Source organism: Haloglomus irregulare (assembly GCF_007421925.1).
GTDB classification, from domain to species: domain Archaea; phylum Halobacteriota; class Halobacteria; order Halobacteriales; family Haloarculaceae; genus Haloglomus; species Haloglomus irregulare.
Genome location: NZ_QMDX01000004.1, coordinates 179,831 through 205,329 on the forward strand (window position 1 = coordinate 179,831; position 25,499 = coordinate 205,329).

Annotated in this window: 22 protein-coding genes; 14 read left to right on the plus strand and 8 right to left on the minus strand. The window is 71.8% G+C overall.

The window, feature by feature from the left end; genetic code table 11:
• The first annotated feature begins 122 nt into the window (after positions 1-122).
• Genes DP107_RS08805 through DP107_RS08820 form a run of 4 tightly spaced genes read left to right on the plus strand, consistent with a single transcriptional unit; the run spans position 123 to position 4,657 of the window.
• Complete coding sequence (locus DP107_RS08805; protein ID WP_144261787.1) at positions 123-1,556, plus strand: aldehyde dehydrogenase family protein; 1,434 nt, start codon at positions 123-125, stop codon at positions 1,554-1,556.
• A gap of 1 nt (position 1,557) precedes the next feature.
• On the plus strand, positions 1,558-2,763 hold the full coding sequence (locus DP107_RS08810; RefSeq protein ID WP_144261788.1) for an iron-containing alcohol dehydrogenase: 1,206 nt from the start codon (positions 1,558-1,560) through the stop codon (positions 2,761-2,763).
• Positions 2,764-2,768: 5 nt separating this feature from the next.
• Positions 2,769-3,089: an acc operon protein gene (locus DP107_RS08815; protein ID WP_144261789.1), complete on the plus strand. Its 321-nt coding sequence runs from the start codon at positions 2,769-2,771 to the stop codon at positions 3,087-3,089.
• Positions 3,086-4,657, plus strand: coding sequence for an acyl-CoA carboxylase subunit beta (locus DP107_RS08820; RefSeq protein ID WP_144261790.1), 1,572 nt, complete (start codon positions 3,086-3,088; stop codon positions 4,655-4,657). Before DP107_RS08815 ends, DP107_RS08820 begins: the two co-directional genes overlap by 4 nt.
• 122 nt (positions 4,658-4,779) lie before the next feature.
• On the opposite strand, the gene DP107_RS08825 is transcribed toward DP107_RS08820, so the two are convergent.
• Positions 4,780-5,820 carry a zinc-dependent alcohol dehydrogenase family protein gene (locus tag DP107_RS08825; RefSeq protein ID WP_144261791.1) on the minus strand — a complete coding sequence of 347 codons (1,041 nt, stop codon included), beginning with the start codon at positions 5,818-5,820 and terminating at the stop codon, positions 4,780-4,782.
• Between the two features lie 459 nt (positions 5,821-6,279).
• On the opposite strand from DP107_RS08825, the gene DP107_RS08830 reads away from it, so the two are divergent.
• The 3 genes from DP107_RS08830 (at position 6,280) to DP107_RS08840 (ending at position 10,580) form a co-directional block, all read left to right on the plus strand.
• A complete protein-coding gene (locus tag DP107_RS08830; protein WP_144261792.1) occupies positions 6,280-7,017 on the plus strand; it encodes a hypothetical protein in 738 nt (245 codons plus the stop codon).
• Complete coding sequence (locus tag DP107_RS08835) at positions 7,014-8,789, plus strand: GMC family oxidoreductase N-terminal domain-containing protein (protein WP_144261793.1); 1,776 nt, start codon at positions 7,014-7,016, stop codon at positions 8,787-8,789. The genes DP107_RS08830 and DP107_RS08835 overlap by 4 nt, the downstream gene beginning before the upstream one ends.
• An 87-nt stretch (positions 8,790-8,876) precedes the next feature.
• Positions 8,877-10,580, plus strand: a complete 1,704-nt coding sequence (locus DP107_RS08840; protein WP_144261794.1) for an AMP-binding protein — start codon at positions 8,877-8,879, stop codon at positions 10,578-10,580.
• Positions 10,581-10,733: 153 nt separating this feature from the next.
• On the opposite strand, the gene DP107_RS08845 is transcribed toward DP107_RS08840, so the two are convergent.
• On the minus strand, positions 10,734-11,702 hold the full coding sequence (locus DP107_RS08845; protein ID WP_144261795.1) for a quinone oxidoreductase family protein: 969 nt from the start codon (positions 11,700-11,702) through the stop codon (positions 10,734-10,736).
• 80 nt (positions 11,703-11,782) lie between these two features.
• Positions 11,783-12,079 (minus strand): hypothetical protein, encoded by a 297-nt coding sequence (locus DP107_RS08850; protein WP_144261796.1) that lies wholly within the window; start codon positions 12,077-12,079, stop codon positions 11,783-11,785.
• A gap of 164 nt (positions 12,080-12,243) precedes the next feature.
• Between DP107_RS08850 and DP107_RS08855 the strand changes: the two genes are divergently transcribed.
• Positions 12,244-13,674, plus strand: coding sequence for an FAD-binding oxidoreductase (locus DP107_RS08855; protein ID WP_144261797.1), 1,431 nt, complete (start codon positions 12,244-12,246; stop codon positions 13,672-13,674).
• A gap of 115 nt (positions 13,675-13,789) precedes the next feature.
• On the opposite strand, the gene DP107_RS08860 is transcribed toward DP107_RS08855, so the two are convergent.
• The 5 genes from DP107_RS08860 to DP107_RS08880 form a co-directional block, all read right to left on the minus strand.
• Positions 13,790-13,987 carry a DUF5800 family protein gene (locus tag DP107_RS08860; RefSeq protein ID WP_144261798.1) on the minus strand — a complete coding sequence of 66 codons (198 nt, stop codon included), beginning with the start codon at positions 13,985-13,987 and terminating at the stop codon, positions 13,790-13,792.
• Positions 13,988-14,059: 72 nt separating this feature from the next.
• The gene (locus DP107_RS08865; protein WP_144261799.1) at positions 14,060-15,661 is read right to left on the minus strand and encodes a class I adenylate-forming enzyme family protein; all 1,602 of its coding nucleotides are present in this window, start codon (positions 15,659-15,661) and stop codon (positions 14,060-14,062) included.
• A 58-nt stretch (positions 15,662-15,719) separates the two neighbouring features.
• Positions 15,720-16,856, minus strand: coding sequence for a mandelate racemase/muconate lactonizing enzyme family protein (locus tag DP107_RS08870; protein WP_144261800.1), 1,137 nt, complete (start codon positions 16,854-16,856; stop codon positions 15,720-15,722).
• Positions 16,853-17,830 carry a 1,4-dihydroxy-2-naphthoate polyprenyltransferase gene (locus DP107_RS08875; protein WP_144261801.1) on the minus strand — a complete coding sequence of 326 codons (978 nt, stop codon included), beginning with the start codon at positions 17,828-17,830 and terminating at the stop codon, positions 16,853-16,855. The genes DP107_RS08870 and DP107_RS08875 overlap by 4 nt, the downstream gene beginning before the upstream one ends.
• A gap of 66 nt (positions 17,831-17,896) precedes the next feature.
• Positions 17,897-19,753 (minus strand): ATP-binding protein, encoded by a 1,857-nt coding sequence (locus tag DP107_RS08880; protein WP_144261802.1) that lies wholly within the window; start codon positions 19,751-19,753, stop codon positions 17,897-17,899.
• Between the two features lie 106 nt (positions 19,754-19,859).
• Here DP107_RS08880 and DP107_RS08885 point away from each other — a divergent pair, with 106 nt between their 5' ends.
• The 6 genes from DP107_RS08885 (at position 19,860) to DP107_RS08910 (ending at position 25,260) form a co-directional block, all read left to right on the plus strand.
• A complete protein-coding gene (locus DP107_RS08885; protein WP_144261803.1) occupies positions 19,860-20,618 on the plus strand; it encodes an NRDE family protein in 759 nt (252 codons plus the stop codon).
• Between the two features lie 243 nt (positions 20,619-20,861).
• Positions 20,862-22,403: an aminodeoxychorismate synthase, component I gene (gene pabB, locus DP107_RS08890; RefSeq protein WP_144261804.1), complete on the plus strand. Its 1,542-nt coding sequence runs from the start codon at positions 20,862-20,864 to the stop codon at positions 22,401-22,403.
• A complete protein-coding gene (locus DP107_RS08895) occupies positions 22,400-23,071 on the plus strand; it encodes an anthranilate synthase component II (protein ID WP_144261805.1) in 672 nt (223 codons plus the stop codon). The genes pabB and DP107_RS08895 overlap by 4 nt, the downstream gene beginning before the upstream one ends.
• A gap of 270 nt (positions 23,072-23,341) precedes the next feature.
• Positions 23,342-23,854: a TRAM domain-containing protein gene (locus tag DP107_RS08900; protein ID WP_144261806.1), complete on the plus strand. Its 513-nt coding sequence runs from the start codon at positions 23,342-23,344 to the stop codon at positions 23,852-23,854.
• A gap of 2 nt (positions 23,855-23,856) precedes the next feature.
• Positions 23,857-24,330 carry a Tfx family DNA-binding protein gene (locus DP107_RS08905; RefSeq protein WP_202877369.1) on the plus strand — a complete coding sequence of 158 codons (474 nt, stop codon included), beginning with the start codon at positions 23,857-23,859 and terminating at the stop codon, positions 24,328-24,330.
• 129 nt (positions 24,331-24,459) lie between these two features.
• Positions 24,460-25,260, plus strand: a complete 801-nt coding sequence (locus DP107_RS08910; RefSeq protein ID WP_144261807.1) for an SDR family oxidoreductase — start codon at positions 24,460-24,462, stop codon at positions 25,258-25,260.
• Positions 25,261-25,499: the final 239 nt, after the last annotated feature.

The following is a 25,499-nucleotide window of genomic DNA, read 5'->3' on the forward strand; positions in this document are numbered from 1 at the left end:
GAACTCTATCGCCAAGTATAAAAACATGATTAATGAGTATAGTAATTACCGGCGGGCCCGGTCGCCACAAGTATTGACGCCCGTAACCATATTTATTAATCATGAAGATGTCAGTCGGAGATATGAGTTCGGGAACGACTCGGACGGAGTCGAGTGAGCGGGAGTCGGCGGAACTGATCGCGGACCTGGTATCCGATGCCCGGGACGCGATGGCCGAGATCGCGGACTACGACCAGCGCCAGGCCGACCGGCTCGCGCGGGCCGTCGGCTGGGCGGTGTACGAGGAGGAGCGCTGCCGTGAGCTCTCCGAACTCGCCGTCGAGACGACGGGGCTCGGCGACGTCGAGGACAAGTACCGGAAGAAGCGCCGCAAGATCCCGGGCGTCCTCGACGACCTGCTCGGCGAGCCGACGGTCGGGGTGATCGAGACGGACCCGGAGCGCAACCTGACCGAGATCGCCAAACCGGTCGGCGTCGTCGGCGCGGTCGTGCCGTCCACGAACCCCGGCGCGACACCGACCATCCTGACGATGATGGCACTGAACAGCCGTAACGCCATCATCCTCTCCCCCTCGCCGCGGGGACGGGCGGTCTGCGAGTGGGTCGTGGAGCACGTCCACGAGCAGCTCGACCGGATCGGGGCGCCGCAGGACCTGGTCCAGATGGTCACCCCGCCGGTCAGCAAGGCCAAGACGTACGAACTGATGGACCAGGTCGACCTGCTCCAGGTGACCGGGTCGAAGGACAACGTCAGGGCGGGCCAGGAGTCCGGCACCCCGAACTACTGCGTCGGCGAGGGGAACCCGGTCTCCATCGTCGACGAGACCGCCGACGTGGCGGCCGCGGCCGAGCGCATCGCCACCAGCAAGTCCTTCGACAACGGGACCAGTTGCTCCAGCGAGGGGAACGCGGTCGTCGTCGATGCGGTGTACGAGGAGACCGTCGCGGCGCTGGAGGCCGAGGGCGGATACCTGTGCGACGACACGGAGCGGTCGAAGCTCCGCGAGGCCCTGTTCCCGGACGGTCACGGCTCACTGAACGCGGACGCCCTGGCGAGCGAGCCGTCCGAGCTGGCCGCGCTGGCCGATATCGAGGCGCCGGCGGCCCGCCGGGCCGACTTCCTGATGACCGAGGGTCGCGGGACCGGACCGGAGTACCCCCTGTCGGGGGAGAAGATCACGACGGTCCTGAACGTCTTCCGCGTCCCCGACGTGGACGCGGCGTTCGAGCTGACGCGGGACGTCCTCGATTACGAGGGGGCCGGCCACTCGGCCGGGATCCACACGTCCGACCCCGAGCGGGCGACGCGGGCCGGGGAGGAGATCGACGTCGCCCGGCTGCTCGTCAACCAGACCCACTCGTTCAGCAACGGCGGCCACTACGCCAACGGGCTGGGTTCCACCCTCTCCGAGGGGGGCGGCACCTGGGGCGGCAACCAGCTGGACGAGAACGTGACCTTCGAACAGTTCTACCAGACGACCACGGTCACCCGACCGATCGAGGGCGCCACCCCCCCGGACGCGGCGGCGCTGTTCGACCCCTACCCCGACGCCTGAGATGAGCGAGCAGACAGCGCGCTTCGTCTCCCCGGAGGAGATCGTCGTCGGCGAGGACGCCGTCGAGGACGCGGGCGACCGGATGGCGGCCCGCGGGTCCCGGGCACTGGTCGTGGCGACCTCGGGGGTGTTCGGGCGATACGGCGACCGACTGCGGTCGAGTCTCGAGTCGGCGGGCATCGAGACCGCGGTGTTCGACGAGGTCCGGCCGGACCCGACGGTCGCGAACGTCCGGGCGGCCCTGGAGCGCTACCGCGACGCCGACTGCGACTGCATCGTGACACTCGGCGGCGGGTCGCCGATCGACACGGGCAAAGCGGTCGGCGTGATGGCGGCCAACGGCGGTACGATCCGCGACTACGCCGTCGACCGTGCCGGCTACGAGGGCGTCCCCGACCCGATCCCACCGCTCTGTGCCATCAACACGACGGCCGGAACCGGCAGCGAGGCGACCCGGTCGATCGTCATCACCGACGAGTCGACGGCCACGAAGTTCCTGGTGGTCTCCACGGAGGTCGTCCCGTCGGTCGCCATCGAGGACCCGACGCTGACCCGGAGTCTGCCGCCCAGCCACACCGCCTTCACGGGCATCGACGCGCTGACCCACGCCGTCGAGGCGTACGTGTCCGTGCAGGCCTGGTCGCTGCCGGACACGCTCGCCCGGTCGGCCATCGAACGGGTCGGCCGCTGGCTCCCCGTCTCCTGGGCGAACGGTGACGACCTGACGGCCCGGGAGGAGATGCTGCTCGGGCAGCTCCAGGCCGGGCAGGCGTTCACCAACTCCTCGGTGGCGCTGGTCCACGGGATGGCGCGGCCGTTCGGGGCACAGCTCCACGTGCCACACGGCCTCGCCAACGGCGTCCTCCTGCCGTACGTGATGGAGTTCTCCCGACAGGGTGCGCCGAAGCGGTACGCGGAGGTGGCGCGGCTGCTGGACGCTGCCGACGACGATACCCCCGACCGTGAGGCGGCCGCGGCGGCCGGCCCGGCGGTCCGGCAGCTCTGCGAGGACATCTCCCTCTACGGCTACCTGTCGGAGTTCGCGGAGGTCCCGTCCCGCGAGGCGTACGCGGGGCTGGTCGGTGAGATGGCCGCGGACGCCGTCGCCTCCGGCTCCCCGGACAACAACCCGCGCAAGCCGACGACGGAGGAGATCGAACAGCTGTATATGGACGTGTACGACGACGTGCTGACGGAGTTCGCCTGAGACCGATGCCGACCACACACGACACGACGCCCACACGACCGGACAGTCGAACGAGCGAGGCGGACGACCCTGCGGACGACGGCCGAACGGGACCGACGGTTCCGGACGGGGCCTCCCCGGAGGAGGCGGCGGCCATCGTCGCGGCGCTCCGCGCACACCTCGCCGCCGAGGCTGCGGCCGAGGACCAGGACGGGGGGCAAAGCGGTCGGACCGAACCGTGGGTCATGGCGAACCGCCTGCAGCGGGTCGGGATGGATGCCGACTCGCTCGTCATCGCGGGGGCGACGGACGCCTGGACGGCGAGCAGCCGGACCGCGCACAGATGACGCGGAACGACCCCAAGCCGTCCGACCGACGGTCGGAGGACGAACTGGCCCGTCGCCGCGAGGCGTCGCAACTGGGCGGTGGTCAGGACCGTATCGACGCACAGCACGAGCGGGGCAAGCTGACAGCGCGCGAGCGCATCGACCACCTGCTGGACGACGACAGCTTCCACGAACTCGACACGTTCGTCCGGCACCGGGCCACCGAGTTCGACCTCGAGGAGACCCGCCCGCCCGGCGACGCCGTGGTCACCGGCTACGGCGAGGTGAACGACCGGACCGTGTTCGTCTACGCGCTGGACTTCACCGTACTGGGTGGGTCGGTCGGCGAGGCCGTCGCCGACAAGATCTGCAAGGCGACCGAGATGGCCATCGAGAACGGGGCACCGGTCGTCGGCATCTGGGACTCCGGGGGGGCCCGCATCCAGGAGGGCGTCACCTCGCTCGCGGGCTTCGCCCGCATCTTCCAGCAGAACGTCCGGGCGTCCGGCGTCGTCCCACAGGTCTCGGTCATCACCGGTCCGTGTGCCGGGGGCGCGACCTACTCGCCGGCGCTCACCGACTTCACCTTCATGGTGCAGGGGACCTCGTACATGATGATCACCGGCCCGGACGTCATCGAGACGGTGACCGGCGAGCAGGTGACGAAGGAGGAGCTCGGCGGCGCACAGGTCCACGCGTCCCGGAGCGGCGTCGCACACGCCGCCTGCGATACGGAGAAACGAGCGCTCGACGACGTCCGCCGGCTGCTGTCGTACCTCCCCGCCAACCATCTGGGCGACCCACCACGGGTCCACACTCACGACGACCCGGACAGGTCGACGGACCGGCTCGCCGAGGTAGTGCCGAGCCAGCCCCGCAAGCCCTACGACATGGTCGAGGTAATCGAGGAGCTCCTCGACCGGGAGTCGTTCTTCGAGGTGCACGCCCAGTTCGCCCGCAACCTCGTCGTCGGGTTCGCCCGACTGGACGGCCGCCCGGTCGGCGTCGTGGCCAATCAGCCGCGGATGAACGCCGGGACGCTGGAGATCGAGGCGAGCCAGAAGGGGGCCCGCTTCGTCCGCTTCTGTGACTCGTTCAATCTCCCCGTCCTCACGCTGGTCGACGTGCCCGGCTTCATGCCCGGTACCGGCCAGGAACACAACGGCATCATCCGTCACGGGGCGAAGTTGATCTACGCGTACAGCGAGGCGACGGTGCCGCTGTTGACCGTCGTCGTCCGCAAGGCATACGGCGGGAGCTACATCGTGATGGGTTCGAAGTACCTGGGTGCCGACGTCAACTACGCCTGGCCGGACGCCGAGATGGCCGTGATGGGGCCCCAGGGCGCGGTGAACGTCCTCTACAGCGACGAGTTGGCCGCGGCCGACGACCCCGAGGCACTCCGCGAGGAACTGGTCGCCGAGTACCGCGAGCAGTTCGCCAACCCGTACCGACCGGCCGAGCGCGGCTTCATCGACGACGTCATCCGTCCGGCCGAGACCCGCAGCCGGCTAGTCGGCGATCTCGAGATGCTGGAACGCAAGAACGAACAGACCCTCCGCAAGGACCACGGGAACGCCCCCCTCTGAGCCGCCGGGCCCGGGCTAGTGGGAACCGCCGTGTGGACCGCGGCGACGAGCCGGGCCCCGGGGTGCCTGCCGGGGGGACTCCCCCCGCCCCGGCTACCCGGTTGGCTCGCACCTAGGGCCCGTCAGGCGTCGACCTCCACGAGCACCTTCACCGCCTCGCGCTGGTCCATCAGCCGGTAGCCCTCGGGGACGTCGCCCAGCGAGACGGTCTCCGTGAACACCGGCGCGGGGTCGAGGGTCCCCTGCAGCACGTCGGCGAGCAGATCGTCGGCGTACGCCCGGACGGGGGCGACGCCGCCCCGAAGCGTGATGTTGTCGCCGAACAGCGGGTAGAGATCCAGACCGTCCATCCCGTGCGGGACCCCGACGTAGCCGACGGTCCCGCCGGGGCGACAGACCTCGACGGCCGTCTCCATCGCGCTGGCGGCGCCGACCGCCTCGACCACGTGTGCCGCGCCTCCGTGTGTGAGGTCGTGAGCGCGCTCGACGGCCGCCTCCCCGCGGGCGGCGACGGTGTCGGTCGCGCCGAACGCCCGTGCAAGGTCGAGTCGATCCTCGTGGTGTCCCATGGCGACGATGCGCTCGGCGCCGAGCCGGCGGGCCGCGGCGACCGCACACAGCCCCACGGCACCGTCGCCGACGACGACGCAGCTGTCGCCCGCCTCGACGCCGGCGCTGCGGACCGCGTGGTGGCCCGTCCCCATCACGTCCGTCAGCGGGAGTATCGAGCGGAGGACCCCTTCGTCGTCGGCGTACCGGTCCGGGACACGGACGAGCGTGCCGTCCGCGTGTGTCGCCCGGACGTACTCCCCCTGGGCGCCGCCGTCGTCGCCGTTCCACGACCCGACGTCGACACAGGAGGTGTGGAGTCCCCTCCGGCAGAACTCACACCGCCCGCAGGACTGGAGGAAGGGCGCGAACACGCGATCCCCGGGCTCGACCGACACCACGTCCTCGCCGACGGCCTCGACAACCCCCATCGGCTCGTGGCCGACCCGGCTCCCCGCCTCGCGGTCGCTCTCACCGCGGTAGAACCAGAGGTCCGAGCCACAGACGGCGGTGTGGGTCACCCGGACGATGGCGTGGTCCGGCCCCTCGATCTCCGGTTTGGGGCGCTCCTCGATGTCGATCTCGCCGGGCCCGTTGAAGACGGCTGCGCGCATACCGGGAACCGGAGCGGCGGCGACAAGAAGGCTCGTATCCGGCGGCGGGGCCAGCCCGAGGACGACCCCGACTGCGCCGATATTCCCCGTCTGACCCGTTTTGCCCGATTGTCCGGCGCATAACGGGCAAAAGACGATGATAGTCACGGAACCGACGGGCACTCCCGCCGGCGAACCGGACGGTCGACCCCGACACCTCGACGGGGACCCGAACGGTCCGGTCGCGGGTCCCGCCGGCGGGTCGTCTCGGCAACGGGCGGTGGTCCGGACCGCCGGTGTCAGCGGCCGGCGTCCGGACCGGTGCCGGGTCGGCTCACCGACCGGGACCCGACGTTCCGGCGGCAGCGCGACGCCCTGGCGATAATAAGTCGCCGCCCATACGCGCGGAAGGTTTTATCGCCGGACCGCCGCAGTAGGTGATATGGGACGGCGACGCACACGTCGCGGGAGGGCGTCGGGATGAGCTACGCGCGTGGCACCATCGCGGCACTGGTCGACGCGGTGGTCCCGGGGACGCCGGGGGCCGAGGGGGTGCAGGCCGACGGCGCCCTCGATATCGACCTCGACGAGACCGTCGAGACCGCGTTCAACGAACTGCAGGAGGCGCCGGAGGGGCCGGTCCGGTCGCTGGGGTACGAGACGATGCCGTTCGCGCCGGTGCTGGCGCTGCTGCTTGATATCGGGGCGCTGGAGCTCGTCCTCCGCCGCGAGCGCGAGGAGTCGCTCCGGTCGCCGAAGGACGCGTACGCGGGCGGGCCGTTCTCGCGGCTCGGCCCGGAGGACCGGATGCGGGCGGTCCGGCTGCTGGAGGCCGACGGCCTGTTCCCCGCGCTCGACGAGCGGTACCCCGACGTTCCGTTCGGCATCGTCGCCTACCTCATGCAGGGGGCGATGTTCATCACGGCGATGGCCGCCTACAGCGACTGGGGCGACGACACCGAACGCCCGCAGGGCTGGCGGCAGGCCGACTACCCCGGCCCCGCGGAGGGGTACGCGGTCCACATGGGCTACGAGGTCGAGGAGTTCGTGGAGAACGACTACGGCGGCGGTGACGGGGCCGAGGAGGACGACACCGACGACGGTGCCACCGCGATGGCCGCCGACGGCGGCGACGACTCGGACCCCGAGGCGTGGTTCGACGACCGGTCCCGCTCGGCCGACGAGGCGGGCGACGCCGAAGGGGGTGCGGACCGATGAGCGGGCCCGACGCGGACACCCGCGAGCCGGACGTGGTCGTCGTCGGCGCGGGTGGCGACGCGCCGGCACTGGCCTGGCGGCTCGGCCAGCAGGGCATCGACGTGCTCATGCTCGAAGCCGGCCCGTTCCACGGGAACGAGCGGTTCCCGAACCCGCACGCGGAGCGGGGCGAGGGGGCCTCGCGCTCGCCGGCGGACCTCTCCGGCGACCTGCTCGACGAGCAGTTCACCGCCCGCGAGGGCGACATGGGGAGTCCCGTCGACGGCAAACTGCGGTGGGGTCCCGCGGACGCCGACCGGGCCCCGTGGGCCCGCACGGTCCCCCAGACGGGCGTCATCTCGCAGGTCGCCGGCGTCGGCGGTACGACACTGCACTACTACGGCAACCACCCGCGGGCGTTCGTCCCGGCCATCAACGACCAGCCCCACTGGCCGCTTGACTACGGCGACCTCGTGCCGTACTACCAGTACCTCGAGGACGTCCACCCGGTGAAGCCGGCCCCGACCACGCCGAAGGCGGAGCTGTTCTACGAGGGCGCCCGCCGTGCCGGCTACGACCTCACGACGGGGCTGAACGTGGAGGAGGAGGGCTACCGGCCGTTCCCGAACGCCATCCTCCAGCCGGACGAGGCGCTGCAGGGGGAGTACGACGGCGACTTCCGCGACCTGTCGGGTGATACGCTCGCGGCCCACGAGCACCAGGGCGGACCCCATCCGCGCGGGGCCGACTTCGAGCGCCGGGCCAAGCGCGGCTCGCTCGTCTCGCTGGTCCCGAAGGCACTGGACACCGGCCACGTCGAGATCCGGCCCAACGCCTTCGCGACGCAGGTGCTCACCCGGGCCGGCCCGGGGCCGCTGGAGGCCTGCGGCGTCGAGTACCGCGACACCTGGACCGGGCGAGCCCGGCGCGTCTTCGCGGACGTGGTGGTCCTGTCGGCGGGCTGCATCGAGACGCCGCGGCTCTGGCTCAACTCCGGGCTCCCGGACGACGGCTGGGTCGGGCGCGGCCTCACCACCCACCACTTCGACTTCGTCTCCGGCCGGTTCGACGCGGACACGCTGGAGGAGATCATCGGGCAGCGCGCCGTGGAACCCCACCAGGGCCAGGCCGCGGGTTCACGGCTCGACGTGCCCGGGGCCGGTGGCATCGCCGTCAACACCTTCGCCCCCGGTATCACCGCCGCGTCGATGTACTCCGAGTCGGTCAACGGGTTCGCCTTCGAGAACGACACGAGCGGCGAGCCCTGGGATACGGAGGGTCGGGTCGTGGGCCAGCAGCTGAAGGACGAGATGAGCGACTACCGCCGGACGCTGACCCTCATCTGCCACACGGACGACCGGCCGCGCCAGGACAACGGCGTCTCGCTCGATCCGAGCACCGAGGACGAGCACGGTCCCATCGCGCGGCTGGACTGGTCGCCCCATCCCGAGGACGACGAACGCCGACTGGACCTGGCGCGTCGCTCCGCGCGGCTGCTGGAGGAGGCCGGTGCCGAACACATCCACCGGTCGGCGGCCGCGCCGATCTTCCTCCACATGCAGTCCTCGATGGCCATCGGGAAGGTGCTCGACACGGGCGGCGAGGCGCTATCGGCCGACCGGCTGTTCGTGGCCGACCACTCCGCGCTCGCCAACGGCGTCGGGGGCGCCAACCCCACCCACACCGGGCAGGCGCTCGCGCTGCGGACGGCCGAGCACCTCGCCGACCGCTACTTCGACGGCGTTGCGGACCCCATCCCCGCGGACCCGACGCCCGCCTCGGCCGATGACTGACGCCGTCTCGGCGCCGGTCCGCGGTCCGGTCCGACCGGAACGAAGCGTCCGCAAGCGGCAAGACGTCTCCCGTCGATAGCCAGCCCCATGTGGCAGGTCGCGCCGACCTACGACGACTACGAGCGGGCCCGCGAGTCGTTCACCTGGGACCTCCCCGCGGCGTTCAACCCGGGCGTGGACATGGTCCGGAAACACGACCCCGACGCGACGGGGCTGGTCGTCGCCCCCGAGGACGCGGCGGGCGACGGCCCGGTCGAGAGCTACTCGTTCGGCGGCCTCGATACGCGGTCGGACGCGCTGGCCGCCGGCCTCCGCGCCCGAGGGGTGGAGCGGGGGGACCGCGTCGGCGTCTGTCTCCCGCAGGTCGCGGCGACGCCGCTCTCGCATCTCGCCTGCTGGAAGGCGGGCGCCGTCTCCGTCCCGCTGACGACGCTGTTCGGCCGTGACGCGCTGGAACACCGTCTCGGGGACGCGGACGCGGTCGCGCTGGTCGCCGCCGGGGACGTGCTCGATGACCTCCGAAGCGCGACGCTCCCGGCGCTGGAGTCGCTGTTCACCGTCGACGCGGCCCCCGGGACGGCGGCCGGGGTGGCGACGGCCCTCGACGCGCGGCACGAACCGCTCGACGACGTGGCGGCCGCGGGCGACGCCGCGGCGTTCACCGCCCACGACGCGACGCCGGCCACCCGGACGGCGATCATGTACACCAGCGGGTCGACCGGACCGCCGAAGGGGGTGCTCCACTCGCATGCGCTCTGGCTCGGCCGCGCGGCCGCGGCACAGCAGTTCTTCGAGGGGTACCGGGTCCGGCCGGACGCGCCGGCCGACGACGTGACCGTCTGGACGCCGGCGGACTGGGCCTGGGGCGCCGCGCTGGGCGGCACGCTGCTGGGCGCGTGGCACCACGGCCATCGGGTCGTCGGCGCGCCCCGGGAGTCGTTCGACCCGGAGTGGGCGTTCGGGCTCATGGAGCGGTTCGACGTGACCCATGCCTTCCTCCCGCCGACCGCCATCCGGATGCTGATGACGGTCGACCGACCGGCCGAACGGTGGGACCTGTCGCTGTCGGCTATCGGGTCCGCGGGCGAGCCGCTGACCCCGGAGATACTCGACTGGGCCGACGACGCCCTGCCGCACGTGTCGGTCAACGAGTTCTACGGCCAGACGGAGCTGAACCTCGTCGTCGGCAACAACCGGCGCTGGTTCGACGCCGAGCCCGGGAGCATGGGCAAGCCGTTCCCCGGCTACGAGCTGGCGCTGCTGGACCCGGAGACCCGCGAGCCCGTCGACCGCGGGGAGGTCGGGGAGATCGCGCTCCGGCCGGGGGACCGCCGGGTCTTCTTCGACGAGTACTGGAACCGACCCGAGGCGACGGCGGCGAAGACGGTGGAACTCGACGGGAGGACCTGGTTCCTCACCGACGACCTCGCCACGCGGGGCGAGGACGGCTACGTCCGGTTCCGGTCCCGCACCGACGACGTCATCCTGGCGTCGGGCTACCGGGTCGGGCCGCTGGAGGTCGAGCGTGTGTTGCTCGACCACCCCGACGTCGAACAGGCGGGCGTGGTCGGCGCCCCGGACGAGACGCGAGGGGAGGTCATACAGGCACACGTCCAACCGGTCGCGGAGCTCGACCCGGCCGACCACGACCGCGTCCGCGCGGAGCTGCGGACCGCCTGTCGCGACCGGCTCGCGGAGTACGAGTACCCGCGGGAGATACGGTTCGTCGACGAGCTGCCGACCACCTCGACGGGGAAGATCCGCCGGGCGGACCTGCGCGACGGCTCCTGAGGCCGCATCCGCGGACTCGAGTCCGCGCCCTAATTGAGATGTCACGCCCAGTATAGTTCTCCTGGACAGGTTCGGAACGGAAACGGAACGTAGCCGATGAACGACGAGTACATGTTCCGAGGACCCGTCCCCGGTGGGAACGCGATGCCGGGCCTACGGCACGAGCACGACCTTGCCCGAGGACTTCCGGTCCTCGATGTACCGATGGGCCTCGGCGGCGTCCGCGAGGTCGAAGCTGGTGCCGACCTGGACCTCCAGGGTGCCGTCGCCGAGCTGCTGGGTCAGCTCCGGGACCGCGCCCATGACCTTCATGGGCTTCAGCTCGATGCCGCGGCCGAGGTGGTAGCCCTCGACGGTGACGTTGCCGAAGAGGAGCTTGTCGGTCGGCGGCTGGCCGGGGCGGCCGGAGGCGGCGCCGTAGACGACGAGCGTGCCGAACTCCTTCAGCGCGTCCAGCGACTGCTCGGTGGTGTCGCCGCCGATGCCGTCGAGCACCATGTCGACGCCGTAGTCTGTCTCGGCCTTGCAGACCTCGGCGAAGTCCTCCTCGGTGTAGTTGATGGGGTGTTCGCAGCCGAGTTCGGCTGCCTTGTCCAGCTTCTCCCGCGTGGAGGCGGTGCCGAACACCTCGGCGCCGGCCTCGCTGGCCAGCTGGACCGCCGCCGTGCCGACGCCGCCGGCGGCGGCGTGGATGAGCACGGAGTCGCCCTCCTCCAGCCCGCCCCACTCGAACAGGCAGTTGTGGGCCGTGAGGTACTGGACCGGAAAGCCGGCGGCCTCCTTGAAGCTCACGGCCTCGGGGACGTCAATCAGACCCATGGCGTCCGCGACGGCGTACTCCGCGTACCCCCCCATGTTGACCATCGAGACGACCTCCTCACCCGCCTCCCGGCCGACACCCTCGCCGACGGCGTCGATGACGCCGGCGACCTCCATCCCGGGGCTGTACGGGGGTGTGGGACCGCCGTGGTAGTGGCCGCGGCGCTGCATGATGTCCGCGAAGTTAATGCCGGCGGCCTCTACTTCGATCCGGACCTGCCCGTCATCGGGCTCCGGCATGTCCCGCTCGACCTGCTCGATAACGCTGCTATCGCCGAACTCCGAGACCTGGATCGCTCGCATACCTGCGTCGTCTCCCGCACCCGTTATAAACGCAACTGTTAGCTCATACCGGGCGAGATTTTATCACTGTTAATTCCGTACTACTGGGCGGAGTATCCGCCTTCCGTTCCGGATGCTCCGTTCTCGCGCCGGCGTGGCGCCCACCACCGCGCCGGCCGCCCCCCTCTATCGGCGCGCTCCTCCAGCGGCGGCTCGAAGGGGATGACACCGGCGTGCTCGTTCGCGTCCAGCGGCTCCGCCGAGCGGACGGCGTCAGCCGCCCGCATCGCGTCGACCCCGGCGGCGAACAGCGTGGCGGACCCGACGCCCTCGCCCGTCGGCATCGCCGCCAGGAGCCGGAACTCACCGTCCGGGACCCCCGACGACAGGTCGTACATCCACGGGTCCTCGGACACGGTGATGGCCAGACGAGCGCGCGATACCCCCGTCCGTACGGGCAGGACCGTCTTCAGGGTGGGGCCGACACGCTTCACCCGGGGTCTGAACCGCCCCCGTCGTCGCGCGGATAGGTTTATACGCCAGTGACCGCGGTGTTTCACGTATGTCGTACGACTGCGCGTTCCTCACGGACCTGCTGCCCGAGGATCAGGTCTCCTTCGGCAAGTCGGACCGGGGCAACCACGCCGCCGACTGGGGTGCCGAGGAGGCCGACCGCGGCGTCACGCCCGACGCCGTCGTCTGGCCGGAGTCGACCGACGACGTCAGCACCGTCCTCGCGGCCGCGAACGAGCGCGGCGTCCCCGTCACCCCGTACGCGGCGGGCACCTCGCTGGAGGGGAACGCCGTCCCCCAGTTCAGGGGTATCTCGCTGGACGTGACCCGGATGGACGACGTGCTCGAGGTCCGCCCGGACGACTTCCAGCTGGACGTCCAGCCCGGCGTCATGGGCTCGATGGTGAACGAGACCGTCGCGAACGAGGGGATGTTCTTCCCCCCGATGCCGTCCTCGGCGAACATCTCGACCGTCGGCGGGATGATCGTCAACGACGCCTCCGGCCAGAAGACGGTCAAGTACGGTGAGGTCGGGGACTGGGTGCTCGAACTCGAGGCCGTCCTCGCGGACGGGACCGTCATCGAGACGGGGTCGAAGGCGGTGAAGACCAGCGCCGGCTACAACCTGAAGGACCTGCTCGTCGGCAGCGAGGGGACCCTCGGTGTCGTGACCCGCGCGACGCTGGAGCTCGAGGGGCGCCCGGAGCAGATCCGCGGCGGCCGCGCCGTCTTCGACGACCTCGACGACGCGTCCAACGCCATCTTCGACGCCGTCCGCTCCGGCGTCGACGTGGCGAAGATCGAACTCATCGACTCGCTCGCCGCCGAGATGGCGAACGACTACCTCGACACCGGCCTCCCGGACAGGCCCATGGTGTTCCTGGAGTTCCACGCCAACCACGGCGTCCGGGAGGAGATCGACTTCTGTGAGGCCATCTTCCGGAGCCACGACGTGGAGCTGTTCGAGATGAGCGAGGACGACGAGCGGATGGCCGAGCTCTGGAAGGCCCGTTCGGAGCTCGCGTTCGCCGTCCAGAGCTACGACCCGGATCTCCGGCCGGTCCACCCCGGCGACGTGACCGTGCCCATCTCGAGATACCCCGAGATAATCCGGTACGCCAAGTCGCTCGGCGAGGAGCACGACATCCTCGTCCCCGTCTTCGGCCACGCCGGCGACGGCAACGTCCACTACTCCGTGATGGTCGACCCGGAGGACCCCGAGATGCTGGAGACCGGCGAGGAGATCTACGCCTCCATCGTGAAGCGGGCTATTCGGATGGGTGGCACCTGCACCGGCGAACACGGCATCGGCTTCGGCAAGCGCGAGTACCTGGAACTGGAACACGGCGAGGATGCGGTCGAGGCGATGCGCCGCGTGAAGGCCGGCTTCGACCCGAACGACATCCTCAATCCCGGCAAGATGTTCCCGGAGACCATCGAGGAGGACGGCCGCGTGGAACTGCCCGCGAGCGACGACTGAGGCCGGGGCCACGGTGCTCGCTGTCGGGTTCGCGTCGAAACGGTCGGATACGCCGGGTATACGCGGAACTCTCGCATGACACCCGCGTTACCTGTACGCTCCCACGGATCCCCGGCTACCCGAGGATGTCCTTCACGCGCCGTGGCTCGCCGGATAGCGCGGGGTCCTCCTCGATGATCTGCAGCACCTCGTGGTCGGTCACGTCGGGGTAGTCCTTCTGGATGGCCTCCTCGATGAGGGTCGCCTCCAGCCGGAACTCCGTCCCCTCGTACACCACGTCGGCCCCCTGCTCGTCGAACGACAGAACGGTCATACCGACCGGTAGCCAGTGCGGGTACAAAAGGAACGTGCCCGAGGGCGCGACCGGAACACCCCGGCCCCCCGCTCAATCGGTCGACGCGTCGCTCTCGGCGGACTCCTCGCGCTCCCCGAACGACACGACCCGGTCCGCGCCCGGACCCCGTAGCCGCTCACGGACGGCCTCGCGGTCGACCGTCCCCGACCCCGTGCGCGGGAGTTCGTCGGCGAGGCCGACGGAGCGGGGGAGTTTGAACCCGGCCAGTCGTTCCCGACAGTGCCGTTCCAATGCGCTCGGGTCGAGCGTGCCGTCCGGGACGACCAGCGCGGCGACCCGCTCGCCCAGCGACTCGTCGGGAAGACCGACGACGGCGGCGTCGGCGACACCGGGGAACGCCCGGAGCGCGTCGACCACCTCGCTCGGGTCGACGGTCTCGCCGCCCGGGTTGAGCCGGTCGTCCAGCCGGTCGAGCACCCACACGCGGCCGGCCTCGTCACGATATCCGAGGTCACCGGTGTGGAAGCCGTGGGGGCCGAACGCGCGCTCGGTGGCGTCCTCATCCCGGTAGTAGCCCGGCGTCACGACGGGGCCGCTGACGACGAGTTCACCGCGCTCGCCCGGGTCGACGGTGCGGCCCTCGCTCACCACGGTCACCGTGGTCGTGAACAGCGGGTTCCCGACGGTCCCGACGTGGTCGCGGGCCTCCGCGGGTCGTGCCGTGGCGATCTGCGAGGCCGTCTCCGTCATCCCGTAGGTCGGTGCGACCGGCACGTCCCGCTCGAAACACCGCTCCAGCAGGTCGTCCGTGGCGGGCGCGCCGCCGAGCAGCACGAACCGGAGCGAGTCCGGCAGGGCGCCGGCGTCGAGGAGCCCCGACAGCATGGCCGGTACCAGGGAGACGCAGGTGGCCCCGGTGGCCTGCATCGCCGCCAGCGTCGCCCCGGGGTCGAATCCGCCGACCGCATAGCCCGCTCCCTCGTCGGCCTCACCGCCGGCGTCGGGGCCGGGGAGCGCCACGGCCGTCCCGTAGCAGACCGACCGATAGACCGGCGCCAGGCCGCCCATATGGGCCATCGACAGCGGGTCGAACCAGCGGTCCTCCGGGAGGAGCCCCAGGCGGAACGCCGACCCGGCCGCGCTGGTCAGGACGTTCCCCATCCGGAGGTCGACTGCCTTCGGCTCGCCCGTCGTCCCCGAGGTGAAGAGGAGACAGAGCCGCCGGGTGGGAGCCCATTCCGGCACGTCGAACGTATCGGGGGCCGTCTCCCGGACCGGCCTGGCGCCCTCGCGGGGCTCGTCCACGGTCGCCACGGGCAGGTCGTTCCCCTCGGCCTCGGCCAGTCGCGCCGCCGTCAGCGCCGTGTCCTCGGTCGCGGACCCACAGCAGAGCAGCGCACAGTCCGCGGCTGCGGCCCGGTCGACCAGTTCCCGCGCCGTGGACCGGGCGTTGAGCGGCACCAGGACCGCCCCCAGTCGCATCGCCGCGTGGACCAGTTCGACGAACGTCGGCCGCGTCGGCAGGCAGACGCCGAGGTGGGTGCCGACGCCGACGCCGAATGCCGAGAGCCGGCCCGCGAGCTCCTCGACCCGCTCGTCCAGTGCCCGGTAGCTCCGGGCCGGCTCGCCGGCGACACGGACCGCTGTCGCCTCCGGTGTCGCCGACGCCCGGTGTGCCAGCCAGTCCCGCACGAGGAGGCTCTTGCGCCGAGGGGGTATTGCCGTTTTCGCTCCCGCGCTGCCCGGGGGTTCAGCTCGTGGGGTCGTGCCACCGGGTTCCCCCGGCGATGCCCGGGCCGTCCGGGACCCGGACTGCACCGGAGGCGACCGGCGCCGGGTCCGTAGGCAGCAGGTCCTCCGCCATTCGGCCGCCAGTGGCCAGCCCGCAGGCCGGAACGTCCGGTATCGCGGCGGCGACGTGGACCGCCGTCGCGCGCGCCAGCGCCCCGTCGATGGTGGTGGTGACCACCGGCGTCACGCCCGCCTGCCGGGCCGCGGTCGCAGCCGCCACCGCGCGGTCGGGCCCTCCGAGCGCCATCGGCTTGAGGACGACCGCGTCGGCCGCACCGGCGTCCAGCGCGGCGTGCACCGGTGCCAGTCCCTCGCCCCCGGCAGCCAGCGACTCGTCCGGCGCGATGCCGACCGCCCCGCCCCGAAGCGAGGCGTGTGCGGTCAGGTCGTGCCGCTGTCCCTCGCCGTCCGTCGTCGTGTCGACGGGCAACGGCTGCTCGACGTACGCGACGCGGTCGTCCGCGAACGCGGCGAGCGCCCGCCGGGCGGTGTCCCCGTCCCACGCGCCGTTGGCGTCCGCTCGGAGGTCGGCGGACGGACAGCGGTCCCGGACGGCGGCCACCCGCTCGCTGTCGGACTCGGCGTCGCGGGCACCGATCTTCAGCTTCACCGTTCCGAAGCCGGTTTCGACGGCTTCGGCGGCTGCTTCGGCCGTCTCGGCGGGCACCCCGTCGCCCACGGTCGCGTTGACCGGCACCGTCTCGACGGCGGCGGCCGAACGGGTCCCGTACTCACGGGTCAGGCGTTCGTGGAGTGGCTCCCCGGCACGCCTCGCTCCGGCGTCGAGCACGGCCGTCGCGACCGCATGCCGGGCCGCGGGCGCGCCATGGAGCGCGTCCCCGTCGGACTCGTCGCCGTCCTCCCGGGAGAGGTACGTCCCGGGTTCGCGCCCCTCGTCGATGCCGGCCGCGACCGCAGTGAGGGCGGCCTCGCAGGCGTTCAGCGACTCCGTCCAGTCCGGTAGCGGCGCGGCCTCGCCGACCCCGACCACGCCGTCGAGGTCGAGCGCGACGACGAACCCCGCTCGTTCGGTCATCCGGCCGCGTGCGGTCCCCAGCGGCTCGGCCAGCGACAGTGCGAACGGCTCGACCCTCATAGGACCCGCGGCAGCACCAGTCCGACGGCGAACAGGACGGAGTGGGCCGCCAGCAGCTTCCCCGTCAGCTCCAGCGCCGGATTGAGCGCGGCCCCATCGGTCCGCGTGAGCACCGTCCGGACGAGTCCGGCGGCGACGGGGAGCGTCGCCAGCGGGAGCAGGGCCCACGGCCCCCAGCCGGTCGCGGCGAACACCACCGGAACGACGTACGCCATGCCGACGAGCGCGAGGAACTCGACCCGCGAGAACCGGTAGCCCAGCATGACCGCGAGGGTCCGCTTGCCCGCCGCGGCGTCCGTCTCGCGGTCGCGGATGTTGTTGACCACGAGGATGGCCGAGGAGAGCCCCGCGGCGGGGAGGGCCGCGACGAGTGCGGCGGTCGGGACCACCATCAGCGGCGCGTCGAACGGCGGGACCCCGCGGACGCTCGCAACGGCCTGGACGTAGTACGTGCCCGCCACGGCGACGAGGCCGAAGTAGCAGAACACGAACAGCTCACCGAGCCCACGGTAGCCGTACGGGTACGGCCCGCCGGTGTAGAGGACCCCCGCGGCGACCGAGGAGAGCCCGACCAGGACGATGACCGGCCCGCCGACGGAGACGAGGTACGTGCCCGAGAGGACCGCCAGCCCGAACGTGGCGTACATCGCGCGCCTGACCTGGGCGGCGGGGATGAGCCCGCCGGCCGTGACGCGGGTGAAGCCCTGGCGCGCCTCGGTGTCGGCCCCCTTCACGGCGTCGTAGTAGTCGTTCGCGAAGTTGGTCCCCACCTGCAGTAGGAGTGCCCCGACCAGTGCCCCCAGCGCTGGGAGCGCCGCGAACTCGCCCAGTCGGAGCGCGAGCCCCGTCCCGACGATGACGGGCGCGGCGCCCGCCGGGAGCGTCTGCGGGCGGGCGGCCATCACCCACGCTCGCCGCTTCGAGACCTCCGCAGGGTCGGGGTCGCCGCCCTCCGACTCGACCTCCGTACTCATTACCGTCAGTTGGGGTCGACGGGTTGAAGGATGTACCGGGGTCGCGCCGTCGACGCCGCGCGCCGCTCAGTCCCGGCCGTGCTTCGTGAGGCAGTTCGAGAGCCCGATGAGCTCGACCGGTTCGGAGTTGTCGGGCGAGTAGACCGCCATCTGCCCCTTCTCGAAGTAGGGGACCTTCCCCTCCAGCGCGGCCGGGAGGTTCACCGCGGAGACGGCGTCCTCGTCGCCGAGGTTGAGGACGAGCCGGGTGTTCACCTGCTTGAAGATGGGGTCCGCGATGTCCTGCGGGTCCTGGGTGATGAGGAAGAGGCCGAGCCGCTCCTTGCGGCCCTGCTTTGCGGCCTCGGAGAACTTCGAGACCACCTTCCGGGCCTGGACGCTGTCGGCGTCGGCGAGGAAGTTGTGCGCCTCGTCCATCCCGACGACGAGGGGTGTCTCCTTGATGCGGTCGTAGGTCGGGTCGTTCGACAGCTTCTGGTCGACCAGTAGTGACGCCACCGCGAGGACGACGGTCGTCGCCTCCCGCGAGGAGTTGATATGGTAGGTAGGAACCGTCGACAGCCCGCCGGGGCGGACGAAGTCGGAGACCAGCCCCGTGATGGGCTGGGCGTCCCCGTCGAACACGCTCCCGAAGCCGTACGCTCGGCGCCGGACGGCGTCGAAGGTTGCCTCGTGGACCTGCCCGGACTCGTGGAGCTCCTCGCGCAGCGCCGGGTCGTCGAGGAAGGTCATGAACCCCTCGTAGGTTCCGTCGTCGCCGTGCTGCCGGAAGAACCGCTCCAAGAGCCGCTGGAGCGCGGGGTACTGGTTGTCGTTGAGACCGGCCGAGGCGACGAGCCACGGGCGGTCCCGCACCATGGAGAAGGGCACAGTGAACGGGACCTGCTCGGCGCGGTGGTGGCCGCCGGAGTAGCCGGCCGACCCGACCTGTGGGACGAACGCCTTCGTGTCGTCATAACCGCCGTGTTCGAGCCCCTCGCGGTCGTAGCGGCGGGCATCCTCGTCCGTGATGGCGGGGTTGTCGTCGTGCATCTGTGCGTACTCGTCCTGCGGGTCGAACTGGACGACCGCCACGCCGGGGGTGCGGCCGTCGTCCATCTCGTACGTCCGCCCGAGATACTGCCGGAGCACGTTCTTGGTGGCGTGGGTCTTCCCGGAGCCGGTCCCCCCGGCGACCAGGGCGTGCCGGAAGACGAGCGGGTCGCCCGAGTCGTAGGAGTCCGACAGCCGGTAGTCCACCGTAGGCGGGGTCGCGCCCGTCCGGACCGTCTCCCCCCCGACGGCGAGGTGGCCGAGGAAGACGCCGTCCTCGGGGATCTTCAGACCGGTCTTGATCTCCGTCTCGTCGGTCGCCTCGCGGACCACGCTCTCCGGGCGCGGGACGCGGTCGGCCATCCGCCGCCGGAGGTCACCGCCCTCCCGATACAGCACCGAGAGCGGCTCCAGCGTGGCCATGAACTTGTAGTCGCGCTCGTCGGCCGCGTCACCCCGCATCGCGCGGCGGGCGTGAATCTCCGTCGCGTCGTCCGAGCGGAACTCCTGTGCGTACTCCAGCGCGGTGATGCGGGCGAACAGTCGCTCCCCGTCGGGGTACGGCGCGACGAGGTACTTGCCGATGCGCACCCGCGAGCGGTTGTCGACCGTGACGTAGGCCTTCACCCGGGTGTCGCGCTCGTCCTCGCTGACGACGAGCCCCTCCGACGCCGACAGCGTCCCCAGACCCGTGTCGGACCCGGCGGCGGTCGCCTCGAGATCGTCGAACCGGTCCGCCTTCCCGTCCGTGGTCCCGACACCGCCGCCGTCGCCCGCGGTCGTGTCGCTCCCGGTCCTGGCGCCGTCATCGACCCCGGCGTCGTCCGCCCCCGTCTCTCCGTCGGGCGTGAAATCCGCGAAGTCGCCGAGGTCCGAGTCCGAATCGGTCATGCGGGCATCGTCCACGACGCCCGCGTAAGTCGCTTCGCCGCACGGTGGAAGTGGTCCGGCGCCGTCGTCACACGGGTTTATACACGGTCATGCCGTACCCGTGGGCGTGTGCACCCTCATCCTCGCCTGGCAGGTCTTCGAGGACGCGCCGGTCGCGGTCGCTGCCAACCGTGACGAGGCCGACGAGCGGCCGACGAGCGGGCCGGCGGTCCGCGACGGGTCCCCCCGGTACGTGGCGCCGCGCGACGAGCGCGCCGGCGGCACCTGGATGGGATACAACGAGGCCGGCCTCTTCGTCGGCATCACCAACCGCTGGACCGAGGGCGACCCGGGCGAGCGCTCCCGGGGGCGCCTCGTCCAGGACGCGCTGGGCCACGAGCGCGCCGAGGCCGCCGCCCGGTTCGTCGAGCGCGAGGTCGAGCGGACCGCGTACGAGCCGTTCCATCTCGTCCTCGCCGACGACGCCGCGGCGCTGCTGCTGGCCTGGGACGGCCGGATGCAGGTCCGGACGTTCCGCCCGGGCATCCACGCCGTCGTCAACGTCGGCTGGGACGGGAACTACTTCGTCCCCGAGCGGCGGCGCGACGTGGCCGCCGAGCAGGCCGAGAACACGGGCCGGGTCCGGACGGCGCTGCGCCCGGAACCCGGCGAGACCGCCGTGGAGTGGAGCGAGCGGGCGGGCGACCTGCTCGGCGACCACGAGTACGGCCGCTGCATCCACGGCGACGGCTTCGGGACCCAGTCGGCCTCGCTCCTCCGTATCGGTCCCGAGGGCGCGGTCATGGAGTACGCGGACGGCAAGCCCTGCGAGACGGCGTTCGAACCCGTGGCGGGCTTCGATGGTCCGCTGACGGACGCCGACTGAGCCGGTAACGACGCCACCGGCCGATCGAACCCCGCTCACCCTGCTCAGCTGTCCTTGAGGGGTTCCACCGTTCTCCGGTCGGGGTCGCCGTCGAGGTCCCACTCCGGCACACGCTCGACCGGTCCCGTGTCCCGTTGCTCGCTGCCGACTCCCCGCGCCCGGCAGCGCCGGCGAGTGGCCGAACGCCCAGGTTCCCCGCAGCGACCGCAAGACCGTTAGCCGCCGACCGCCCATACTCTCCTGATGACGACCGTGGTGACGGGCCGGGCGGCGTTCGAGCGGGTCGCCAGCGATGCGCCCGCGACGGCCAGGGTGCCGGTCGAGGTCCGCGTCGAGGTGGCGGACCCGTTCGAGGCGTACCGGCGCGCTCGCGACGGCCCGGGCGGAGTCTTCCTGGAGACGACCGGCGGGCAGGACGGCTGGGGATACTTCGCCGTCGACCCGGTGCTGCGCGTGCAGGTCGGCCCGGAGGCCGTCTCGCGCACGGACACGGGTGACGGCGACCTGTCGGGGCCGTTCGACCCGCCGAAGTCGCCGAGCCTCGACGCCCTCCGGACGGCGCTCGACGGGGAGACGCTCGTCCGCGGCGACTGCGACGTGCCGTACCCCTGCGGGGCCGTCGGCTGGCTCTCGTACGACGTGGCACGGGAACTGGAGGACCTGCCGGACACGACGACGGACGACCGCGACCTCCCGCGGCTCCAGCTGGGCGTCTTCGACCGCGTGGTCGCCTGGGAGGAGCCCCGCGACGACCGGACAACCCTCCGCGTGACCGCCTGCCCGCGGCTGGACGAGCACGCCGACGCGGCAGCGGCGTACGAACACGGCCGGGAGCGGGCGCTTGCCCTCGCCGAGCGCGCGACGGGCGGCGACCCGGCTGTCGGGGCACCGCCCGCACGGGCGACCCGCGCCACGTTCGAGAGCGACTGCGGCCGCGCGGCGTTCCGCGAGCGGGTCCGCCGCATCAAGCGCCACGTCCGGGACGGCGACACCTTCCAGGCGAACGTCTCCCAGCGGCTCGTCGCGCCCGCGGCCGTCCACCCTGTCGGGGCGTACGAGGCGCTCCGCCGGGTGAACCCGGCGCCGTACTCCGCGCTGCTGGAGTACCCCGGCGTCGACCTCGTGAGCGCGTCGCCCGAACTGCTGCTCGATGTCGACCCCCGCGACGGGGGTGACCGCCTGCTCACCGAACCCATCGCCGGCACGCGACCGCGGGGGGCGACGGCCGCCGAGGACGAATCGCTGGAGCGGGCCCTCACGAGCGACGAGAAGGAGCGTGCCGAACACGCCATGCTCGTCGACCTCGAACGGAACGACCTGGGGAAGGTGAGCGAGTACGGGAGTGTCGACGTCCGCGAATACCGCCGCGTGGACCGCTACGCGGAGGTGATGCATCTCGTCTCGCTCGTCGAGGGGCGGCTCCGCGAGGGGTACGATGTCGCCGACGCGCTGGCCGCGACGTTCCCGGGAGGGACCATCACTGGCGCGCCCAAACCGCGGACGATGGAACTCATCGACGAGGTCGAGCGGACCCGCCGCGGTCCCTACACGGGGAGCATCGGCGTCTTCGGCTTCGACGGGCGGGCGACGTGCAACATCGTCATCCGGACGCTGGTCCGCACGGGCGAGCGGTACGCGCTCCGGGTCGGGGCCGGCATCGTCCACGACTCGGACCCGGACGCCGAGTACGACGAGACGCTCGCCAAGGCGCGGGCGCTGGTGACCGCGGTCGACGAGGCGCTGGCCGGCGCCGACCTGGCCGTCGAGGAGGTGTCGGCGGATTGAGCGCCGCCGACGGCCCCGAGGACGCGGCGTCCGGGCCGGACGCGGACCGGCCGACCGTCCTCGTCGTGGACAACTACGACTCCTTCGCCTACAACCTCGTCCAGTACGTCGGCACGCACGCGGCGGTGGTCGTCCGCCGGAACGACGCCATCGACGTCGTCGACATCGAGTCCCTGGACCCGGACGGCATCGTCGTCTCGCCCGGGCCCGGGACCCCGGCCGAGGCCGGCGTCTCGATTCCGGTGTTCCGCGACCTCCGCTACCCGACGCTCGGGGTCTGCCTCGGCCATCAGGCGCTCTGTGCCGCTCACGGCGCGGCCGTCGGCCACGCCCCCGAGGTGGTCCACGGCAAACCATCGACCGTGCGCCACGACGGCGACGGCGTGTTCGGGGGGCTACCGGACCGGTTCGACGTCGGCCGCTACCACTCGCTGGCGGTCGAACGGGGGGACCTGCCCGAGTCGCTGGTGGTGACTGCGTGGACGGACGACGTCCCCGCGAGCGACGCGAGCGGGGGTTCGCCGGGCGCTCCGTCCGGCGGTGAGCGCCGGGTCGTGATGGGCGTCCGCCACCGGGACCGCCCACACGAGGGGGTCCAGTTCCATCCCGAGTCCATCCTGACCGGGGCCGGCGAGGCGATGGTGGCGTCGTTCTGTGCGTCGCTGTAGGTCGGGCGTCGGCGGGGACACCACGCCACTGCCGGATCGTCCGGATAGCGCCGGTCCGAGCGATATATGATGGTGTAGCCCGGATACGCAGGCCGTTCGTCGCGAACCCGGCCAGGAACTCGGCTCGAGTGGAGCGACCCGTTCGCGCCACCCACACCCCCGGGGCCACTCCGGGGGCGAACCGGGCCGCGCGACGCCGTGGCGTGGCTCACCGACCCACTCGTCGGCCCACCCGGGAGCGTTTTAACCCGTCGCTGCAAAGCCGTCCCCATGCCGGACTGCCCACTCGCGGACGACTGCCCCAGCTTCTCCGAGCGCATCGAGGGGATGGGCTGTCAGCACTACGGCGACCGGGGCGGCGCCGAGTGGTGCCAGCACTACAACAAGCCGATCCGCGACCTGAAGTCCCAGCCCGTCAAGCCCGGCGAGGAGATCGTCGTGACCATCGAGGACATCCACGAGAGCGGGGCCGGGGTCGGCCGTACCGAGGACGGCTTCATCGTCATGGTCGACGGCGTGCTCCCGGAGGCCCGCGCCAGGGTCCGTATCGATACCGTCCGGTCCAGCCTCGCGTGGGCCGAGGAGGTCGAACGCCTGCCGATGGAGGACGAGGAGGGCGACGATGCCGACGCGGAGGGCGACGATGCCGACGGGACCGGGCCCGACCCCGAGGAGGAGGAGCCCGAGGAGGTCGAAGCGGGGGCCGACGAGGGGTCGAGCGGCCGTCGGGCCGAGCGCGAGCGGCTCGGCAGCCGGGACAACTTCTGGGGCAAGGACGACTGACGGTGCCCGACGACGACAGCGCCCTCCCCGACGTCGACGCCCTTCTGGACGAGGTCGGCTTCGACGCCGGCTCCAGCGTGTTGACACGCCGACAGGCGGAGGTACTCGTCTACCGGGAACGCGGCGCTGCACAGACCGACATCGCCGACGAACTGGGCACTTCGCGGGCGAACGTCTCATCCATCGAGGCCAGCGCCCGCGAGAACGTCGCCAAGGCCCGCGAGACGGTCGCGTTCGCCGACGCGCTCGACGCACCGGTCCGCGTCCCCATCGAGGCCGGAACGGACCTCTACGACGTCCCCAACCGGGTCTACTCCGCGTGCGACGACGCCAACGTGAAGGTGACCCGGACCGCGCCGGAGCTGATGCGACTGGTCGGCGAGGCCGCGGGCGACGCGGTCCAGGGCCGGCAGGTACGGGTCGACATCACGGTCGCCGTCACCGGCGAGGGTGAGGTCACCGTTCGCCGGTCCTGACGAGCGGGGCCGGCTCTCGGCGGGGGTCGCCAACGGGCGGCCTCGGGGCGCGTGACCGAGCCGTGTCGTCGTGCCTCCGTCCACCGCGGCCGTCGGAAGGGTTACCGGCCCCCCGGTCGACCCGCCGCCATGGACTCGACCCTGGACGGACGTGCAGCACTGGTGACGGCCGGCAGCGCGGGGCTCGGCCGGGCGAGCGCGCTCGAACTGGCGGCGGCGGGTGCCGACGTGGCCGTCTGCGGCCGGACGGCCGCACATCTCGACGACACCCGCGAAGCGCTCCGCGCGACCGGGAACGGCGACGTGCTCGCCGTCGAGGCCGACATCACTGATAAGGGCGCCGTCGAGGGGTTCGTCGACCGCACCGTCGACGAGTTCGACCGCCTCGATCACGTCGTCACCTCCGCCGGCGGCCCGCCCTCGGGCCCGTTCCTCGACACCGACGACGGCGACTGGTACCGCGCCTACGACCTGCTCGTGATGTCGGCGGTCCGGACCACGCGGGCGGCCTACCCGCATCTGGCCGAGGCCGCCGATGACGGGTCGGCCAGCACGGTCGTCAACATCACCTCGCGGTCGGTACAGGAGGTCATCGACGGGCTCGTCCTCTCGAACAGCGTCCGGCGGGCGGTCATCGGCCTGATGAAGACCCAGGCCCGCGAGTTCGCTCCCGAGATTCGGGTGAACGCCGTCCTGCCGGGCGCCCACGAGACCGACCGCATCGGCGACCTCATCGAGCAGTCCGTCGAGCGCGGCGCGTTCGCGGACTACGACGAGGGTCGCGCCGAGTGGAGCGAGGGGATCCCGCTGGAGCGGATGGGCCGACCCGAGGAGCTGGGGGAGGCGGTGGCCTGGCTGTCGAGCCCGGCGTCCTCGTACGTGACCGGGACCGCGCTGGCCGTGGACGGCGGGAGTACCCGCAGTGTGTGATTACCCGTCTGCGGTGAACGTAACGAGTATATACGCGGTATTACGACCGAAGTGCCCGTATTATCGGGATGGGCGGCGAATCTAATCGTATCCATCCCGGGGAGCCCCGGGCGTGAGCGAGAGACTGCGTCCAGGGCCCCCGCACCCGGCGAGCCGCGGGGACCCGAGCGCGCGGCCCCCGAGGACGGGGAGATGCCGAGCCCGAACCCGTGGCCCTTTTGCTGACAGACACCCAACGG

What these genes read in the sequence shown, in the direction of transcription:
- DP107_RS08805 (WP_144261787.1), top strand. Translation starts at nt 123, where the DNA reads ATGAGTTCGGGAACGACTCGGACGGAGTCGAGTGAGCGGGAGTCGGCG.
- DP107_RS08810 (WP_144261788.1), top strand. Translation starts at nt 1,558, where the DNA reads ATGAGCGAGCAGACAGCGCGCTTCGTCTCCCCGGAGGAGATCGTCGTC.
- DP107_RS08815 (WP_144261789.1), top strand. Translation starts at nt 2,769, where the DNA reads ATGCCGACCACACACGACACGACGCCCACACGACCGGACAGTCGAACG.
- DP107_RS08820 (WP_144261790.1), top strand. Translation starts at nt 3,086, where the DNA reads ATGACGCGGAACGACCCCAAGCCGTCCGACCGACGGTCGGAGGACGAA.
- DP107_RS08825 (WP_144261791.1), bottom strand. Translation starts at nt 5,820, where the DNA reads ATGCGCGCAGCCGTCTTCAACGGGCCCGGCGAGATCGACATCGAGGAG.
- DP107_RS08830 (WP_144261792.1), top strand. Translation starts at nt 6,280, where the DNA reads ATGAGCTACGCGCGTGGCACCATCGCGGCACTGGTCGACGCGGTGGTC.
- DP107_RS08835 (WP_144261793.1), top strand. Translation starts at nt 7,014, where the DNA reads ATGAGCGGGCCCGACGCGGACACCCGCGAGCCGGACGTGGTCGTCGTC.
- DP107_RS08840 (WP_144261794.1), top strand. Translation starts at nt 8,877, where the DNA reads ATGTGGCAGGTCGCGCCGACCTACGACGACTACGAGCGGGCCCGCGAG.
- DP107_RS08845 (WP_144261795.1), bottom strand. Translation starts at nt 11,702, where the DNA reads ATGCGAGCGATCCAGGTCTCGGAGTTCGGCGATAGCAGCGTTATCGAG.
- DP107_RS08850 (WP_144261796.1), bottom strand. Translation starts at nt 12,079, where the DNA reads ATGTACGACCTGTCGTCGGGGGTCCCGGACGGTGAGTTCCGGCTCCTG.
- DP107_RS08855 (WP_144261797.1), top strand. Translation starts at nt 12,244, where the DNA reads ATGTCGTACGACTGCGCGTTCCTCACGGACCTGCTGCCCGAGGATCAG.
- DP107_RS08860 (WP_144261798.1), bottom strand. Translation starts at nt 13,987, where the DNA reads ATGACCGTTCTGTCGTTCGACGAGCAGGGGGCCGACGTGGTGTACGAG.
- DP107_RS08870 (WP_144261800.1), bottom strand. Translation starts at nt 16,856, where the DNA reads ATGAGGGTCGAGCCGTTCGCACTGTCGCTGGCCGAGCCGCTGGGGACC.
- DP107_RS08875 (WP_144261801.1), bottom strand. Translation starts at nt 17,830, where the DNA reads ATGAGTACGGAGGTCGAGTCGGAGGGCGGCGACCCCGACCCTGCGGAG.
- DP107_RS08880 (WP_144261802.1), bottom strand. Translation starts at nt 19,753, where the DNA reads ATGACCGATTCGGACTCGGACCTCGGCGACTTCGCGGATTTCACGCCC.
- pabB (WP_144261804.1), top strand. Translation starts at nt 20,862, where the DNA reads ATGACGACCGTGGTGACGGGCCGGGCGGCGTTCGAGCGGGTCGCCAGC.
- DP107_RS08900 (WP_144261806.1), top strand. Translation starts at nt 23,342, where the DNA reads ATGCCGGACTGCCCACTCGCGGACGACTGCCCCAGCTTCTCCGAGCGC.
- DP107_RS08910 (WP_144261807.1), top strand. Translation starts at nt 24,460, where the DNA reads ATGGACTCGACCCTGGACGGACGTGCAGCACTGGTGACGGCCGGCAGC.